The organism is Streptomyces sp. NBC_00316 (assembly GCF_036158715.1).
Taxonomy (GTDB): domain Bacteria; phylum Actinomycetota; class Actinomycetes; order Streptomycetales; family Streptomycetaceae; genus Streptomyces.
This window is the reverse complement of sequence record NZ_CP108023.1, coordinates 6,481,425-6,497,796: the sequence shown is the minus strand read 5'-3', so window position 1 is coordinate 6,497,796 and position 16,372 is coordinate 6,481,425. Positions and strand designations below refer to the sequence as shown.

The 16,372-nt window shown below is 69.5% G+C and carries 13 protein-coding genes; 1 reads left to right on the top strand and 12 read right to left on the bottom strand.

Translation table 11 applies throughout. The features are described from left to right. Positions 1-142 precede the first annotated feature (142 nt). Positions 143-3,292: an isoleucine--tRNA ligase gene (ileS, locus tag OG878_RS28865; RefSeq protein ID WP_328889480.1), complete on the top strand. Its 3,150-nt coding sequence runs from the start codon at positions 143-145 to the stop codon at positions 3,290-3,292. A gap of 426 nt (positions 3,293-3,718) precedes the next feature. Here the strand turns inward: ileS and OG878_RS28860 are convergent, their stop codons facing one another. The 12 genes from OG878_RS28860 to OG878_RS28805 all read right to left on the bottom strand — a co-directional run bounded on the left by OG878_RS28860 (position 3,719) and on the right by OG878_RS28805 (position 16,369). Beyond that, entirely contained in the window at positions 3,719-4,858 is a 1,140-nt protein-coding gene (locus OG878_RS28860; RefSeq protein ID WP_328889479.1) for a DivIVA domain-containing protein, read from the bottom strand. Positions 4,859-4,907: 49 nt separating this feature from the next. Next, positions 4,908-5,192: a YggT family protein gene (locus OG878_RS28855; RefSeq protein ID WP_037697102.1), complete on the bottom strand. Its 285-nt coding sequence runs from the start codon at positions 5,190-5,192 to the stop codon at positions 4,908-4,910. 71 nt (positions 5,193-5,263) lie between these two features. After that, on the bottom strand, positions 5,264-5,881 hold the full coding sequence (locus OG878_RS28850) for a cell division protein SepF (RefSeq protein WP_277325710.1): 618 nt from the start codon (positions 5,879-5,881) through the stop codon (positions 5,264-5,266). Positions 5,882-6,007: 126 nt separating this feature from the next. Next, positions 6,008-6,727: a YggS family pyridoxal phosphate-dependent enzyme gene (locus tag OG878_RS28845; protein ID WP_328889478.1), complete on the bottom strand. Its 720-nt coding sequence runs from the start codon at positions 6,725-6,727 to the stop codon at positions 6,008-6,010. Positions 6,728-6,733: 6 nt separating this feature from the next. Then, positions 6,734-7,483, bottom strand: coding sequence for a peptidoglycan editing factor PgeF (pgeF, locus tag OG878_RS28840; protein ID WP_328889477.1), 750 nt, complete (start codon positions 7,481-7,483; stop codon positions 6,734-6,736). Further along, a complete protein-coding gene (gene ftsZ / locus OG878_RS28835; RefSeq protein ID WP_328889476.1) occupies positions 7,480-8,694 on the bottom strand; it encodes a cell division protein FtsZ in 1,215 nt (404 codons plus the stop codon). The genes pgeF and ftsZ overlap by 4 nt, the downstream gene beginning before the upstream one ends. Before the next feature lie 276 nt (positions 8,695-8,970). After that, on the bottom strand, positions 8,971-9,759 hold the full coding sequence (locus tag OG878_RS28830) for a cell division protein FtsQ/DivIB (RefSeq protein ID WP_328889475.1): 789 nt from the start codon (positions 9,757-9,759) through the stop codon (positions 8,971-8,973). 49 nt (positions 9,760-9,808) lie between these two features. Beyond that, entirely contained in the window at positions 9,809-10,903 is a 1,095-nt protein-coding gene (gene murG, locus OG878_RS28825) for an undecaprenyldiphospho-muramoylpentapeptide beta-N-acetylglucosaminyltransferase (RefSeq protein ID WP_277325715.1), read from the bottom strand. A 6-nt stretch (positions 10,904-10,909) separates the two neighbouring features. Next, positions 10,910-12,355, bottom strand: a complete 1,446-nt coding sequence (gene ftsW / locus OG878_RS28820) for a putative lipid II flippase FtsW (RefSeq protein ID WP_328889474.1) — start codon at positions 12,353-12,355, stop codon at positions 10,910-10,912. Positions 12,356-12,471: 116 nt separating this feature from the next. Next, the gene (murD, locus tag OG878_RS28815; RefSeq protein WP_328889473.1) at positions 12,472-13,899 is read right to left on the bottom strand and encodes a UDP-N-acetylmuramoyl-L-alanine--D-glutamate ligase; all 1,428 of its coding nucleotides are present in this window, start codon (positions 13,897-13,899) and stop codon (positions 12,472-12,474) included. Continuing rightward, the gene (mraY, locus tag OG878_RS28810) at positions 13,896-14,966 is read right to left on the bottom strand and encodes a phospho-N-acetylmuramoyl-pentapeptide-transferase (protein WP_328889472.1); all 1,071 of its coding nucleotides are present in this window, start codon (positions 14,964-14,966) and stop codon (positions 13,896-13,898) included. Before mraY ends, murD begins: the two co-directional genes overlap by 4 nt. Then, on the bottom strand, positions 14,963-16,369 hold the full coding sequence (locus OG878_RS28805) for a UDP-N-acetylmuramoyl-tripeptide--D-alanyl-D-alanine ligase (RefSeq protein WP_328889471.1): 1,407 nt from the start codon (positions 16,367-16,369) through the stop codon (positions 14,963-14,965). Before OG878_RS28805 ends, mraY begins: the two co-directional genes overlap by 4 nt. Between the last annotated feature and the right edge of the window lie 3 nt (positions 16,370-16,372).

The following is a 16,372-nucleotide window of genomic DNA, read 5'->3' as shown; positions in this document are numbered from 1 at the left end:
AGGCAAGTAGAACCGGCATCGCGACCCCAATGAGGGGGCCACGGGCGCACACCCGCGGCCAAGGAGGGTGGTACCGCGGGAGCCGGCTCGGTTCTCGTCCCTCCGACGGAAGTGGAAAACGTCCGCCGGAGGATTCCTGCCCATGACATCGCCGCAGTACCGCCAGGTACCCGCCCAGGTCGACCTGCCCGCGCTGGAGCACGCCGTGCTCGACTTCTGGCGCGAGAGCAAGGTCTTCGCCAAGAGCCTCGAACAGTCCGAGGGCCGCCCCGAGTGGGTCTTCTACGAGGGCCCGCCGACCGCCAACGGCATGCCCGGTGCCCACCACATCGAGGCCCGTGTCTTCAAGGACGTCTTCCCCCGCTTCCGCACCATGCAGGGCTACCACGTCGGCCGCAAGGCCGGCTGGGACTGCCACGGGCTGCCGGTCGAGCTCGCGGTCGAGAAGGAGCTGGGCTTCAACGGCAAGAAGGACATCGAGGCGTACGGCATCGCCGAGTTCAACGCCAAGTGCCGCGAGTCCGTGACGCGTCACACCGACGCGTTCACCGAGCTCACCACCCGGATGGGCTACTGGGTCGACCTGGACGACGCGTACCGCACGATGGACCCGTCGTACGTGGACTCCGTCTGGTGGTCCCTGAAGGAGATCTTCAACAAGGACCTGCTGGTCCAGGACCACCGCGTCGCCCCGTGGTGCCCGCGCTGCGGCACCGGCCTCTCGGACCACGAGCTGGCGCAGGGATACGAGACGGTCGTCGACCCCTCGGTCTTCGTACGCTTCCCGCTCACCTCCGGCCCGCTGGCCGGCGAGGCCGCGCTGCTGGTCTGGACGACCACCCCCTGGACCCTGGTCTCCAACACCGCCGTCGCCGCGCACCCCGACGTCACGTACGTCGTCGCAACCGACGGCCAGGAGAAGCTCGTCGTCGCCCGGCCCCTCCTGGAGAAGGCACTCGGCGAGGGCTGGGAGCTCACCGGCCAGTCCTTCACCGGCCGCGAGATGGAGCGCTGGGAGTACGAGCGCCCCTTCGCCCTGGTCGACTTCCCGGCCCCCGCGCACTACGTCGTCAACGCCGAGTACGTGACGACCGAGGACGGTACGGGTCTGGTCCACCAGTCCCCCGCGTTCGGTGAGGACGACCTCAAGGTCTGCCGCGCGTACGGCCTGCCGGTCGTGAACCCGGTCCGCCCCGACGGCACCTTCGAGGAGAAGCTGCCGCTGGTCGGCGGCGTCTTCTTCAAGAAGGCCGACGAGGCGCTCACCGAGGACCTGGCCGCCCGCGGCAGGCTCTTCCGCCACGTCCCGTACGAGCACAGCTACCCGCACTGCTGGCGCTGCCACACGGCGCTGCTCTACTACGCGCAGCCGTCCTGGTACATCCGTACGACCGCCATCAAGAACCGGCTCCTCGAAGAGAACGAGAAGACCAACTGGTTCCCGGACTCGGTCAAGAACGGCCGCTTCGGTGACTGGCTGAACAACAACGTCGACTGGGCGCTGTCCCGGAACCGCTACTGGGGCACCCCGCTGCCGATCTGGCGCTGCGAGGACAACCACCTCACCTGCGTGGGCTCGCGCGCCGAGCTCACCGAGCTCACCGGCGCCGACCAGTCGGACCTGGACCCGCATCGTCCGTTCATCGACGCGATCACGTTCACCTGCACGCACGAGAACTGCCAGCTGGAGGCGTACCGCGTCCCGGAGGTCATCGACGCCTGGTACGACTCGGGCTCGATGCCGTTCGCGCAGTGGGGCTACCCGTACAAGAACAAGGAGCTGTTCGAGAGCCGGTACCCGGCGCAGTTCATCTCCGAGGCGATCGACCAGACCCGCGGCTGGTTCTACACGCTGATGGCCGTCGGCACGCTGGTCTTCGACAAGTCGTCGTACGAGAACGTGGTCTGCCTGGGCCACATCCTCGCCGAGGACGGCCGGAAGATGTCCAAGCACCTGGGCAACATCCTCCAGCCGATCCCGCTGATGGATCAGCACGGCGCCGACGCGGTCCGCTGGTTCATGGCGGCCGGCGGCTCCCCGTGGGCGGCGCGGCGCGTGGGCCACGGCACGATCCAGGAGGTCGTGCGCAAGACCCTCCTCACGTACTGGAACACGGTCGCCTTCCAGGCCCTGTACGCCCGTACGTCGAACTGGGCGCCGTCCGAGGCCGACCCGGCCCCCGCGGACCGCACGGTCCTGGACCGCTGGCTGCTCAGCGAGCTGAACGCCCTGGTGGACCAGGTCACGCAGTCGCTGGAGAGTTACGACACCCAGCGCGCCGGCAAGCTGCTCTCCGCGTTCGTGGACGACCTGTCCAACTGGTACGTACGCCGATCCCGCCGCCGCTTCTGGCAGGGCGACAAGGCGGCGCTGCGCACCCTGCACGAGGTCGTCGAGACGGTCACCCGGCTGATGGCCCCGCTGACCCCGTTCCTCACCGAGCGGGTCTGGCAGGACCTGGTCGTCCCGGTCGCCGTGGACGCCCCCGAGTCGGTCCACCTCTCCACCTGGCCGAAGGCGGACCTCACGGCCATCGACCCGGCGCTCTCCAGCCAGATGGCGCTGGTCCGCCGCCTGGTCGAGCTCGGTCGCGCCACGCGCGCGGAGTCGGGCGTCAAGACCCGCCAGCCGCTGTCCCGGGCCCTGGTCGCGGCGTCGGGCTTCGACACGCTCTCCCCCGACCTGCACGCCCAGATCACGGAGGAGCTGAACGTCTCCTCGCTGGCCTCCCTCTCGGAGGTCGGCGGCTCGCTGGTCGACACGACGGCGAAGGCGAACTTCCGGGCGCTGGGCAAGCGGTTCGGCAAGGGCGTCCAGGCGGTCGCGAAGGCGGTCGCGAACGCCGACGCGGCAGCACTGTCCCTGGCCCTGCGTGAGGGCACGGCGTCGGTGGAGGTGGACGGTGAGACGGTCACCCTCTCCCCCGACGAGGTGATCATCACCGAGACGCCGCGCGAGGGCTGGTCGGTGGCGTCCGACTCGGGCGCGACGGTCGCGCTGGACCTGGAGATCACCCCGGAGCTGCGCCGCGCGGGGCTGGCCCGTGACGCGATCCGGCTGATCCAGGAGGCCCGCAAGAACAGCGGCCTGGACGTAGCCGACCGCATCGCCGTCCGCTGGACGTCCACGGCGCCGGCGACGGCGGAGGCGCTGACCGAGCACGCACCGCTGATCGCGGACGAGGTCCTGGCTGTGGACTATGCACAGGGCGAGGCAGACGGCTCGTACGGCGAGCCGTTCACGGACGACGGCCTGTCGCTGACGTTCCGCCTCCGCAAGACAAAGCAGTAACACCTGCCCCGAGGGCCCGGCCGGAGTGCTCCGGCCGGGCCCTCGGCGTGTTCGCCCGCCCCCGCCCCAAGCGCCGCCGAAGCCGCCTGCGCGGGCCCTCCACCGCCGAGGAGCAGGGATCCGCGGGCACGGCCCCCAAGACCGCCGTCCAAGCCCCTCCACCGACTGAGGAGCGGGCATCCGCGGGCAGCGCACCCACGACCGCCGTCCGCCCCTCCGGCGACTGAGAAGCCGGCTTTCGGGGACAGCGCCCCCGGTCGCGGGAAGGGGCGGGGCGCGGAACAAGCCCCGCCGCAGGCGCCCCGCACCACCGCACACGGGCGCCACCCCCGTCCCGCCCACGGCAAAAGGGCCGGGCCCCGGGGAAATCCCCGGGGCCCGGCCCTCAGCCTGCCGACGGCTACGCGCACATCGCGCGCGCCCCGATCAGTTGTCGTCCTCGTCGATCAGAAAGCCACGCATCGGCGACGGCGCCTGCTGCATCGGCTGCGGCGCCTGCGGCCGCACCGGTGCCATCGGCTGCGTCATGGCCGGCGACATCTGCTGCTGGCCACCGTACGACGGTCCACCGCCCATGCCCGGGTTGCCGCCCATCTGCGGGCCACCGTGACCACCGTGGTTACCGCCCATGGTGTGCCCCATGGCACCCGCACCGGCCGGAGCCAGCGAGGGCGACGGCGGCAGCGAAGCGGCAGCCGGGGTCCGCGGCGGGGCCAGCGAGTCGTCCGCCTGGGTCTCCAGCTGGCGCAGCTGGCTCTCCAGGTAGGACTTCAGCCTGGTCCGGTACTCGCGCTCGAAGCCACGCAGGTCCTCGACCTTGCGCTCCAGCGTCGCGCGGGCCGACTCCAGCGAGCCCATCGCCACGCGGTGCTTCTCCTGCGCGTCCCGCTCCAGCGCGTCCGCCTTGGCACGCGCGTCGCGCTCCAGACCCTCGGCGCGGCTGCGTGCCTCGCCGACGATCTTGTTGGCCTCGGAACGGGCCTCCGCGATCGCCTGGTCGGCGGTCTGCTGCGCGAGCGAGAGGACACGGGCGGCGCTGTCGCCACCGGGTCCCTGACCGGGCTGCTGCATCTGCGGCGGCTGCATCTGCTGCATCTGCTGCATCTGCGGCGCGTGGCCCATGGGACCGCCCATGGGGCCACCCATAGGACCGCCCTGCATGGGGCCGGGGCCGTGCTGACCGGGACCGTGCTGACCCGGGCCGTGCTGACCCTGAGGGCCGTGACCGCTGGGACCGGCGGGCAGCTGCGGAGCACCACCGGGCAGCTGGGGCGGACCCATCTGCGGGGGCTGCTGCTGGACCGGCGGACCCGATATGGCGGCGGGCACAGGTGCCCCGGGCCGGTCCTGCTGCTCCGGCTTCCGCATGCCCTGCTGCTGGTTCTGCGCAGCGGCACGCGTGGCAGCTGCCAGCTTGGCGCGCAGGTCCTCGTTCTCACGGAGCAGGCGGGTCAGCTCGGACTCGACCTCGTCCAGGAAGGCATCGACCTCGTCCTCGTCATAGCCTTCTCGGAGACGGACGGTCGTGAACTGCTTGTTCCGCACGTCCTCGGGGGTCAGCGGCATCTCTTCTTCACCTCTACGTAGTCGTCGGCAGTCGGCAAGACCGTATCGCTCACAGCCTGGTCACGATCGAGATCAGGATGTAAACGATGATCATCAGAACGAAGAAGGACAGGTCGAGTGCCACGCCCCCGAGACGCAGCGGCGGAATGAACCGCCGCAGAAGCTTGAGCGGTGGATCGGTGACAGTGTAGGTGGCCTCGAGAAGCACCACCATCGGCTTGCCTGGCTGCCATGAACGTGCGAACTGGAAGACGTAGTCCATGACCAGCCGGAAGATCAGCACGATGAGGAAACACATCAGCGCGATATAGACAACCTGCAGTGCGACGCCCATTTCGCGCTTCCCTCTCCCCTGGCTCTCGTAGCTCCGGCCTTGCGGCCGGGGTTGTTCCCGGTGTCGTGTTCTCAGCTCTGGTTGAAGAATCCGCCCTCAGCGATGCGGGCCTTGTCCTCCGCCGTGACATCGACGTTAGCAGGCGACAACAGGAACACCTTCTGCGTCACCCGTTCAATGCTGCCATGGAGACCGAAGACGAGTCCTGCGGCAAAGTCGACAAGTCGCTTCGCGTCCGTATCGTCCATCTCCGTGAGATTCATGATCACCGGAGTGCCCTCACGGAAGTGTTCCCCGATGGTACGGGCCTCGTTGTAGGTCCGGGGGTGCAGCGTGGTGATGCGGTAGGGCTCCCGCTCGGACACGACCTTGGGCATGATCACCGGTGCGTTCTTCTCCATGTTCGGGCGTTCAGGTGTGATGGATGCCACGGGTGCGATTCGGGCGGGTCGCACGCTCTCCGCCGAAATCTGGACGGGCTCCCGCTGCGCAGGCGGCTGCACCGCTCGCACCGGTTCGTCCCGTTCGCGGTCCCGCTCCACCTGATGCGCGGGCTGGTGCCGCCGCCGGTCGCGCTCCGGCTCCGGCTCGGGTTCGAATTCGTCGTCGGGGTCGAACCCCGGACCGTCGTACCCATCGTCCTCCACGAGGCCGAGGTAGACCGCCATCTTGCGCATCGCGCCGGCCATGCTCCGAGTCCTCCGCTCTGTGGTGGATCGGCATCTGTCACCAAGTGCCCGCGATCCACTGAGGCCCTGCCCGCCATCAGCGGGAATGACCATATTTTCTGCTGTGGTCCGACCTGCTTGGCGACGTTACCCGAGCCCGGGTCGGACTCCGAGTACCGCAGTACCGACGCGCACATGTGTCGCTCCGGCCGCAACGGCTTCCTCGAGGTCCGCGCTCATCCCCGCAGAGACCATGTTCGCAGCCGGATGGTTCCCGCGCAGGCGGGATGAGAATTCCATCAGCCGGTCGAATGCCGCGCGTTGCCGTCCCGCGTACGGTCCGGCGAGCGGCGCCACGGTCATCAGACCGTCGAGCCGGAGCCCCGCCGCGGTGTCCACCGCGGCGGCCAACTCCTCGATCCCGTCCGGCGCGACGCCGCCCCGGTCACCGCGCGCGCCGCTCTCGGCGTCGAGTGCGACCTGGATGAGACACCCCAGTTCACGCCCGCCGCGCACAGCCGCGGCCGACAGGGCCGTGACCAGCTTCGTCCGGTCCACCGACTGCACGACATCGGCATAACTCGCCACAGAACGAACCTTATTCGTCTGCAGTTGTCCGACAAAGTGCCATGTGAGCGAAAGATCCGCACAAGCAGCCGCCTTGGGCGCCGCGTCCTGGTCGCGATTCTCTGCGACGTGGCGCACACCGAGTTCGTGCAGGATCCGCACATCGCTCGCAGGGTAGGTCTTCGTGACCACAATGAGGGTCACTTCTTCCCTTTTGCGACCGGCGGCAGCACAAGCGGAAGCGATACGTTCCTCCACCTGTGCCAGATTTTCGGCGAGTTGAGTTCTACGGTCCGTCATGCCCTATCAGGCCAACCAGACATATCCGGCGAGCCGCCCGGTCGTGCGGTCACGGCGGTACGAGAAATGATCGCCCGACTCCAGGGTGCAGGCGGGCGACTTGTGCCGGTCGCGCACCCCGAGGGCTTCGAGCTGGGCGTGAACTCCGGCGGTGACATCCACGGCCGGAGTCCCCCAGCTGGTCTCGGACCACGATTCGGGAACCGCCTCGGCGACCTCGGACCGCATCGCCGCCGGGACTTCGTAACACCGTCCGCAGACGGCGGGTCCGGTGTGCGCGGTGATCCGGGAGGGTTCCGCGCCGAGCTTCACCATGGCCTCGACCACGGCGGGGACGACTCCGGCGACCAGACCGGGGCGGCCGGCGTGGGCCGCCGCCGCGATCCGGGCGACCGGGTCGGCAAGCAGTACGGGGGTGCAGTCGGCGGTGAGCACGGCGAGCGCGAGTCCGCGTCGTGCGGTGACCACCGCGTCCACCGCGGGAATCTCGGAAGCGTCTCCCCAGGGACCGTCGACCACGGCCACGTCCCGCCCGTGCACCTGATTCATCCAGACGACGCGCGCCGGGTCGAGACCGAGGGTCCGGGCTGCGCGCTCGCGGTTGGCGAGCACGGCGCCGGAGTCGTCCCCGACCGCGCCGCCGAGGTTGAGCTCCTCGTACGGAGCGGCGCTCACCCCACCCCACCTGTCGGTGAAGGCGAAGCGAGCGCCGCCTGCCGAGGACACTGCAGTCACTGCGTGGTGCTGACCTATCACTTCAAGAAGTCCGGAACGTCCAGCTCTTCGGCCTGGGAGTCCTGGTAGGGACGGGCCGGCGGGACATGCGGCGGGGAGACCGGCGACATCGGGGTCTCGTTCGCCGCCGGTACGGACTCGGCCGGGGCCGGGATCTCCTCGCGCACCGGCACGGAACCGAGCCCGCCGGACTGACGCACCGGCTCGGCGGCCCGGACCGGCGGCACCGTCTCCTCGCGCTTGCCGGCGCCCGCACCGAGGACGTTCTCCCGACGGGCCGGCGGCTGCCCGCCGTCGAAGCCCGCGGCGATCACGGTGACCCGCACCTCGTCGCCCAGCGCGTCGTCGATGACCGCGCCGAAGATGATGTTCGCCTCGGGGTGGGCCGCCTCGCTCACCAGCTGGGCGGCCTCGTTGATCTCGAAGAGACCGAGGTCGCTGCCGCCGGAGATGGAGAGCAGGACACCACGGGCGCCGTCGATGGACGCCTCCAGGAGCGGCGAGGAGATCGCCATCTCCGCAGCGGCCACCGCGCGGTCGTCGCCGCGGGCCGAGCCGATGCCCATGAGTGCCGATCCGGCCTCGGACATGACCGACTTGACGTCGGCGAAGTCGAGGTTGATCAGACCCGGGGTGGTGATGAGGTCGGTGATGCCCTGGACACCCGAGAGCAGCACCTGGTCGGCCGACTTGAACGCGTCGAGCACGCTGACCTGGCGGTCCGAGATGGACAGGAGCCGGTCGTTGGGGATGACGATGAGGGTGTCGACCTCTTCGCGGAGCTCGGCGATGCCGTCCTCCGCCTGGTTCGCGCGACGCCGGCCCTCGAAGGTGAACGGGCGGGTGACCACACCGATCGTGAGGGCACCGAGCGAGCGAGCGATGTTGGCGACGACGGGTGCGCCGCCGGTGCCGGTGCCGCCGCCTTCTCCGGCGGTGACGAAGACCATGTCGGCCCCCTTGAGGACCTCCTCGATCTCCTCACGGTGGTCCTCTGCCGCCTTACGACCGACGGCCGGGTTGGCCCCGGCGCCGAGGCCGCGGGTGAGTTCGCGGCCGACGTCGAGCTTGACGTCGGCGTCGCTCATCAACAGGGCTTGCGCATCAGTGTTGATCGCGATGAACTCGACGCCCTTGAGACCGACCTCGATCATTCGGTTGATGGCATTGACACCACCGCCGCCGACACCGATGACCTTGATGACTGCGAGGTAGTTCTGCGGTGCTGCCACGTCGAAGGCCTCTCGCCTCGAGTTACGTGTCGTCGCTTCGCGGGTCTCCCGCTGCGACGACTGATGCCGATGGGGACGGTCCGAACGCCGACCCAAACCCTAACGTTGAAGTTTAGGGTTACCAGTGTGTCTGCTTCTTGGACTCTTCCGAACAGGACACTAAGTCGACACGTGGCGCACGTTCAACGAACACGCCGAACCTCCCGTTTTTCTTTTCACCCTATGTGATCACCCGTAGCGCTGACCAACCAGGGTGCTGGCCAGGTCAAATGTCCGTCAACTGCCGGACACCGCGGGAGCAGTGGGTGCACTCACGTCGAAGTGTCCCGCTTTGGGAGCCGCTTTCATGAGAGCGGTGAGGACTCTTGCCTTCACCGGCCCCTCTTCGCTGCTGCCCCAGACCACCGTGCGGCCCCCGGTCAGTTCCAAGGTGATCGAATCGTACGAGGTGATCCGCACGACCCGGGTGTCCTTGGCGACCGCGGCGGGGAGTTCACCCGCAACCCGGACTGCTTCCCGCACGAGCCGGCCGCTGCTGAAGCGGCGCAGGCTCGCTGCCCGTTCGGGCGTCAGTTCCAGGAGCGGTACGCGCTTGGGCGCACTGTCCACCGTGGCGAAATGGACGCCTTTTGCGTCCACTTCAATGAGCTTTGCGCCCTTTTTCACCAACAGGACCGGCTTGCGCTCGATCACTTTAAGTCCGATGTCGTGCGGCCATGACCGCACGACATCCACCGAGTCGATACGAGGCAACTTCTGGCGCAACCTGTCCGCGATGGCATCCGTGTCCACGGAGATCAGCGGGGCCCCGATCGGCACCGCCGCGGCGGCCTCCACCTCGGCCGGGGTCAGCACGTCGACACCGGTGGTCCTGACGTGTTCGGCCCGGAACCACGACGAGCTGTAGAGCGCCCAGACGGAGCCCGAGGCGAGCAGCACGACGGCCAGGACGATCACGATCAGCCGTCGGCGGCTGCGCACACTGGGCCCGGTGGGGCGCGGCGGGCGGGCCGCCTTGTCCTCCTGACGCCCTGTACCGCGCCGGGCGGTCGTCGGTCCGGCCACGCTCGCTCCTTCACCGGGTCCGGGGGCGCCGCCCCCGGACTCGCCCGCCTCACGCGTTGCGGCGTGCGGCAATCGCCTCGTACACCATGCCGACGAGCAGGTCGTCGGCGTCCCGGCGGCCGAACTCGGCGGCGGCGCGGGACATTTCGTACAGCCGGTGCGGATCCGCGAGCACCGGAAGGACGTTGCCCTGCACCCACTCGGGGGTCAGTGCCGCGTCGTCCACCAGCAGGCCGCCGCCGGCGTTGACCACCGGCTGGGCGTTGAGCCGCTGTTCGCCGTTGCCGATCGGCAACGGGACGTAGGCGGCGGGAAGCCCGACGGCGGAGAGTTCGGCGACGGTCATCGCGCCCGCGCGGCAGAGCATCATGTCGGCTGCGGCGTACGCGAGATCCATCCGGTCCACGTACGGTACCGGGATGTAGGGCGGCATCCCGGGCATGTTGTCGATACGCGGCAATTCGTTCTTCGGGCCGACCACGTGCAGGATCTGGATCCCGGAGCGCTGCAGCAGCGGAGCGACCCGCTGGATCACCTCGTTGAGGTGGCGTGCGCCCTGCGAGCCGCCGGAGACCAGCAGCGTCGGCAGGTTGGGGTCGAGGCCGAACGCGGCGCGCGCCTCCGGGCGGACCCGGGCCCGGTCCAGGGTGGCGATGGTGCGGCGCAGCGGGATGCCGATGTAGCGGGCACCGCGCAGTTTGCTATCCGGGGTGGAGACGGCGACCCCGTGCGCGTACCGCGAACCGATCTTGTTGGCCAGACCCGGCCGGGCGTTGGCCTCATGGACGACGATCGGCACCCCGACCCGCTTGGCGGCGAGATAGCCGGGCAGGGCGACATAGCCGCCGAAGCCGACCACGCAGTCCGCCTTGGTGCGCTCCAGGATCTGCTCGGCGGCCTTGATGGTGCCGCGCAGCCTTCCCGGGACGGTGATCAGTTCGGGGGTGGGCTTGCGCGGCAGCGGCACGGCCGGGATCAGCGCCAGTTCGTACCCCCGCTCGGGTACGAGCCTGGTCTCGAGTCCGCGCTCCGTGCCCAGGGCAGTGATTCCCACGCTCGGGTCCTGCCTGCGCAGGGCGTCCGCGAGGGCGAGCGCCGGCTCGATGTGGCCGGCGGTCCCCCCACCGGCGAGTACGACATGCACCGAAATTCACCGCTCTCCGGACGGACGCTTCTTGACGCGCCGTCTCATCGTCTTCCATCTCACCCCGGGCCTCCGCATGGCCAGGGCCGCCTTCGCGGCGGGCTCCTCCCGCGCGAACGCGATCAGCAGCCCTACAGCGAACATGGTCGGCAACAGGGCCGATCCTCCGTAGGAGAACAGCGGGAGCGGGACCCCGGCGATCGGCAGCAGGCCGAGCACCGCACCGATATTGATCACGGCCTGAACCGTGATCCAGGTGGTCACACCTCCCGCGGCGTACCTCACGAAGGGGTCCTCCGTGCGTCCGGCCACGCGGATACCCGCATAGCCTAGAGCCGCGAAGAGGGCGAGCACCGACAGTGTCCCCGCCAACCCCAGTTCCTCCCCGGTGATGGCGAAGATGAAGTCGGTGTGAGGTTCAGGCAGTTGGCCCCATTTTTCCACACTTGCACCGAGTCCCGATCCGAACAATCCGCCGGACGCCAGAGCATAGATGCCGTGTACGGCCTGCCAGCACGAGCCGTCGGGGCCGGGTTCGCTGACCCCCATGCAGCTGAGCCGGGACATCCGGTTCGGACTGGTCTTGATCAGCAGGAAGACCAGGACGCCCGCGACGGCGAGCACCCCGGCGAAGAGCCGGGTGGGTGCCCCGGCCAGCCAGAGCAGGCCGAAGAGGATCGCGGTGAGAATGATCGCAGTTCCCATGTCTCCTCCGAGCATGATCAGCCCGAGGAGCATGAAGGCGACCGGGACGAGGGGAACCAGCATGTGCTTCCACTGCACCAGCAGCCGTCTGTCCTGCTTGCGGGCGAGCAGATCGGCCCCCCACAGGATCAGGGCCAGTTTGCCGAACTCACTGGGCTGGAGCTGGAAGGGGCCGCCCAGGTAGAGCCAGTTCTGGTTGCCGTTGACCGACATCCCTATCCCCGGCACCTGGACCAGCACCATCAGGAAGACCGTGCCCATGAGCAGCGGGTAGGCGAGCGCCCGGTGGAGTTTGACGGGCATCCGGGAGGCGGTCACCAGCAGTACGGAGCCGATGACGGCCGCGAGGAACTGCTTGCGGAAGAAGTAGGTGCCGGGCTTCGAGAGCTCCAGGGCCTTGATCATCGAGGCGGAGTAGACCATCACCAGGCCGAGCACGGTGATCAGCAGTCCGGCGCCGAGGATCAGGTAGTACGCGGTCAGTGGGCGGTCCCAGGCCCGGCGTGCCTGCTCGTAGATCCGTCGCACACCGCCGCCGCGGGGGGTGCGCGGGCCGGAGCCGTCGCGGCCCCGGGAGCGCGGTACCGCCGCGGGCTGCCGGGCGCCCGCCGCCAGTCTGCCGCGCAGGGCGAAACCGGCGGGCCGAGGGGGCCCGGCCGGCAGCGGTGGGGCGAGCACCCCGCTCATCGCCGCGGGCACCCGTGAACGGTCTGGGCTACGCGCGGCGGAGCTCTCGTCGGCCGGCATTGTCGCTGTCCCCTCCACTGCTCGTGCCCGGGGCTGCTGCCGAGGGCCAGGGCGTGCGGCGGAGCCGCCCGCCGTACCCGGTCGTCCGGGACAGTACGGCGCGGCGGCCGAGCTCGTCAGGCGCTCTCGTCGGCGAGTGCGCGAACCGCGTCCGCAAAGGCCTCGCCCCGCTTGTTGTAATTGACGAACATGTCCATGGAGGCGCAGGCCGGGGCCATCAGTACGGTGTCTCCCGGCCGGGCGAGCCGTGCCGCCTCGCGGACCGCCTCGGACATCGCCCCAGTGTCGGTCCGGTCGAGGTCGACGACCGGGACCTCGGGGGCGTGTCGCGCGAGGGCTTCGCGGATGAACGCCCGGTCGCGGCCCAGGAGTACGACGCCGCGCAGCCGCTTCGCGGCCCCGGTCACCAGTTCGTCGAATGTGGCGCCCTTGGCGAGGCCGCCGGCGATCCAGACGATCGGGTCGTACGCCGCGAGGGAGGCCTCCGCGGCATGGGTGTTGGTGGCCTTGGAGTCATCGATGTAGGCGACTCCGGCGACGTCCGCGACATGTTCGATGCGGTGCGCGTCGGGGCGGAAGGCCCGCAGCCCGTCCCGTACCGCCCGCGGCTCGACGCCGAACGCGCGGGCCAGTGCCGCGGCCGCCAGGGCGTTGGCGATGTTGTGCGGGGCGGGCGGGTTGACGTCCCCGACCTCGGCGAGCTCCTGGGCCTGCTTCTGCCGGTTGGTCACGAACGCCCGGTCGACGAGGATGCCGTCGACGACGCCCAGCTGGGACGGGCCGGGCGTTCCGAGGGTGAAGCCGATGGCGCGGCAGCCCTCCTCGACGTCCGCCTCCCGGACCAGGTCCTCGGTGGCCTTGTCGGCCGCGTTGTAGACGCAGGCGATCCGGTTGCCTTCGTAGATCCGGCCCTTGTCCGCGATGTACGCCTCCATGGAGCCGTGCCAGTCGAGATGGTCGGGGGCCAGGTTGAGGACGACCGCGGAGTGGGCGCGCAGCGAGGGCGCCCAGTGCAGCTGGTAGCTGGAGAGCTCGACGGCGAGTACGTCGTACGTCTCGTCACCGAGCACCGCGTCCAGCAGGGAGACCCCGATGTTCCCGACGGCCGCCGTGCGCAGCCCGGCCGCCTCCAGGATCGAGGCGAGCATCCGTACGGTCGTGGTCTTGCCGTTGGTGCCGGTGACGGCGAGCCAGGGTGCCGGCTCCCGGCCGTTCAAGCCGCGCAGCCGCCAGGCGAGTTCAACATCGCCCCAGACCGGGACGCCCGCCTCGGCGGCTGCTGCGAAGAGCGGCTTGTCGGGTTTCCAGCCCGGGGTGGTGACGATGAGCTCGGTGGACTCGGGCAGGGTCGCCCCGTCGCCGAGGCGCACGGTGATGCCCTGCGCCTCCAGCTCCGCGGCCTGCGTACGGGAACGCTCGTCGTCCCCGTCGTTGACCACCGTGACGACGGCACCGAGGCCGTGCAGGACACGGGCGGCGGGGATACCGCTGACACCGAGCCCGGCGACGGTCACGTGCTTGCCCTGCCAGTCCTGATTGCTCACTTGGCGGCTGCCCACCCTGCGTAGAAGAGACCGAGTCCGACGATCACGCACATGCCCTGGATGATCCAGAACCGGACCACGACAAGGACTTCGGACCACCCCTTGAGTTCGAAGTGGTGCTGGAGCGGCGCCATCCGGAAGACCCGCTTGCCGGTCATCTTGAAGGAGCCGACCTGGATGACCACGGACATGGTGATCATCACGAAGAGGCCGCCGAGGATGGCCATCAGGAACTCGGTGCGGGAGCAGATCGCGAGACCCGCGAGCGCACCGCCGAGTGCCAGCGAACCGGTGTCGCCCATGAAGATCTTGGCGGGCGAGGTGTTCCACCACAGGAAGCCGAAGCAGGCGCCCATCAGCGCGGAGGCGACGACCGCGAGGTCGAGCGGGTCGCGGACCTCGAAGCAGGCGTTGGGGTTGGTCAGGGAGACCGCGTTGGCGCAGGACTCCTGGAACTGCCACAGCCCGATGAAGGTGTATGCACCGAAGACCATCACGGACGCGCCGGTGGCCAGGCCGTCCAGACCGTCCGTCAGATTCACGCCGTTGGACATGGCGAGGATCATGAACAGTGCCCAGACGACGAACAGCACCGGCCCGATCGACCAGCCGAAGTCCGTGACGAACGACAGCTTGGTGGAGGCCGGGGTGTTGCCGCGGCCGTCGGCGAACTGCAGCGACAGCACCGCGAACGCGATGCCGACGATCAGCTGGCCGGCCATCTTCGCCTTGGCCCGCAGGCCCAGCGAACGCTGCTTGACGATCTTGATGTAGTCGTCGAGGAACCCGACGAGACCCATGCCGGTCATCAGGAACAGGACCAGCACGCCGGAGAAGCGCATCTGCTCGCCGGTGATCACCTTCGCCAGGACGTACGCCATGAGCGTCGCCAGGATGAAGGCGATACCGCCCATGGTGGGCGTCCCCTTCTTGCTGCCGTGGGTGCGCGGGCCGTCGTCCCGGATGAACTGCCCGTATCCCTTGCGGGCCAGGAGCTTGATCAGCAGCGGGGTACCGACCAAGGTCAGGAAGAGCCCGATGGCCCCCGCGAAGAGGATCTGCCTCATCGGCCGGTGACCTCGCCCTCGGTCGAGTTCTCCAGCAGTGCCTGGGCGACCTTTTCCAGGCCGGCCGACCGGGACGCCTTCACCAGCACGACGTCTCCCGCGCGCAGTTCACTGCGCAACAGGTCGACGGCCGCCTGTGCGTCGGACACGTGCACCGACTCCTCACCCCACGAACCCTCGTTGTATGCGCCCAGTTGCAGCCAGGAGGCTTCTCTGCCCCCGACCGCGACGAGCTTGCTGACGTTGAGCCGGACGGCAAGCCGTCCGACCGCGTCGTGCTCGGCGAGCGAGGCGTCGCCGAGCTCGGCCATGGGACCGAGCACCGCCCACGTACGACGCCCCTTCCCCATGGCCACCAGCGCGCGCAGCGCTGCTCGCATGGATTCGGGGTTCGCGTTGTAGGCGTCATTGACGAACGTCACGCCGTCCGGTCGCTCGGTGACCTCCATGCGCCAGCGGGAGAGGGTGCCCGCCTCGGAGAGCGCCTCGGCGATCTCGTCTGCGGACAGGCCCAACTCATGGGCGACGGCGGCCGCGGCGAGCGCGTTCGACACGTGATGCTCACCGTACAGGCGCATGGTCACATCGCTGCACCCGGTGGGTGTGTGGAGCGTGAAGGCAGGGCGTCCGTCGTCGGTGAGACGGACGTTCTCTCCCCGTACGTCCGCTTCCGCGGCTTCACCGAAGAGCAGCACCCGGGCCTTGGTGCGGGAGGTCATGGCGCGCACGAGCGGGTCGTCGGCGTTGAGGACGGCGAGTCCGTCCTCGGGGAGAGACTCGACCATCTCGCCCTTGGCGATGGCGATCTGCTCCCGGCCGCCGAACTCACCGATGTGCGCGGTGCCGACGTTGAGGACGAGGCCGATCCGCGGCGGGACCAGGCCGGTGAGGTAGCGGATGTCGCCGATGTAGCGGGCACCCATTTCGAGGACGAGGTGCTCGGTCTTCTCGGTGGCGCGCAGGGCGGTGAGGGGCAGGCCGATCTCGTTGTTGAGATTGCCCGCCGGGAAGACGGTGGGCCCCTTGTGCTCCAGGAGCTGGGCGATCAGGTCCTTGGTGGAGGTCTTGCCCGCGGAGCCGGTGAGGGCGACGACGGTGGTGCCGAGGCGTTCGACGACGGACCGGGCGAGGGCGCCGAGCGCGGCCATGACGTCGTCGACGACGATGGCCGGGACCCCGACGGGGCGGGCGGCGAGCACGGCTGCCGCGCCCGCCTCGACGGCGCGCTGCGCATAGTCGTGGCCGTCGACCCGCTCGCCGGCGAAGGCGACGAACAGGCTGCCTTGCTCCACCGCTCGGGAGTCGATGACGACTGGCCCGCTGACGGTCGCTGCCGTATCCGGTATGTCGTACGACTGCCCGCCGACGATTTCGGCGATCTCGGCGAGGGTAAGGGTGATCACTTG

What these genes read in the sequence shown, in the direction of transcription:
- ileS (WP_328889480.1), top strand. Translation starts at nt 143, where the DNA reads ATGACATCGCCGCAGTACCGCCAGGTACCCGCCCAGGTCGACCTGCCC.
- OG878_RS28860 (WP_328889479.1), bottom strand. Translation starts at nt 4,858, where the DNA reads ATGCCGCTGACCCCCGAGGACGTGCGGAACAAGCAGTTCACGACCGTC.
- OG878_RS28855 (WP_037697102.1), bottom strand. Translation starts at nt 5,192, where the DNA reads ATGGGCGTCGCACTGCAGGTTGTCTATATCGCGCTGATGTGTTTCCTC.
- OG878_RS28850 (WP_277325710.1), bottom strand. Translation starts at nt 5,881, where the DNA reads ATGGCCGGCGCGATGCGCAAGATGGCGGTCTACCTCGGCCTCGTGGAG.
- OG878_RS28845 (WP_328889478.1), bottom strand. Translation starts at nt 6,727, where the DNA reads ATGACGGACCGTAGAACTCAACTCGCCGAAAATCTGGCACAGGTGGAG.
- ftsW (WP_328889474.1), bottom strand. Translation starts at nt 12,355, where the DNA reads ATGCCGGCCGACGAGAGCTCCGCCGCGCGTAGCCCAGACCGTTCACGG.
- mraY (WP_328889472.1), bottom strand. Translation starts at nt 14,966, where the DNA reads ATGAGGCAGATCCTCTTCGCGGGGGCCATCGGGCTCTTCCTGACCTTG.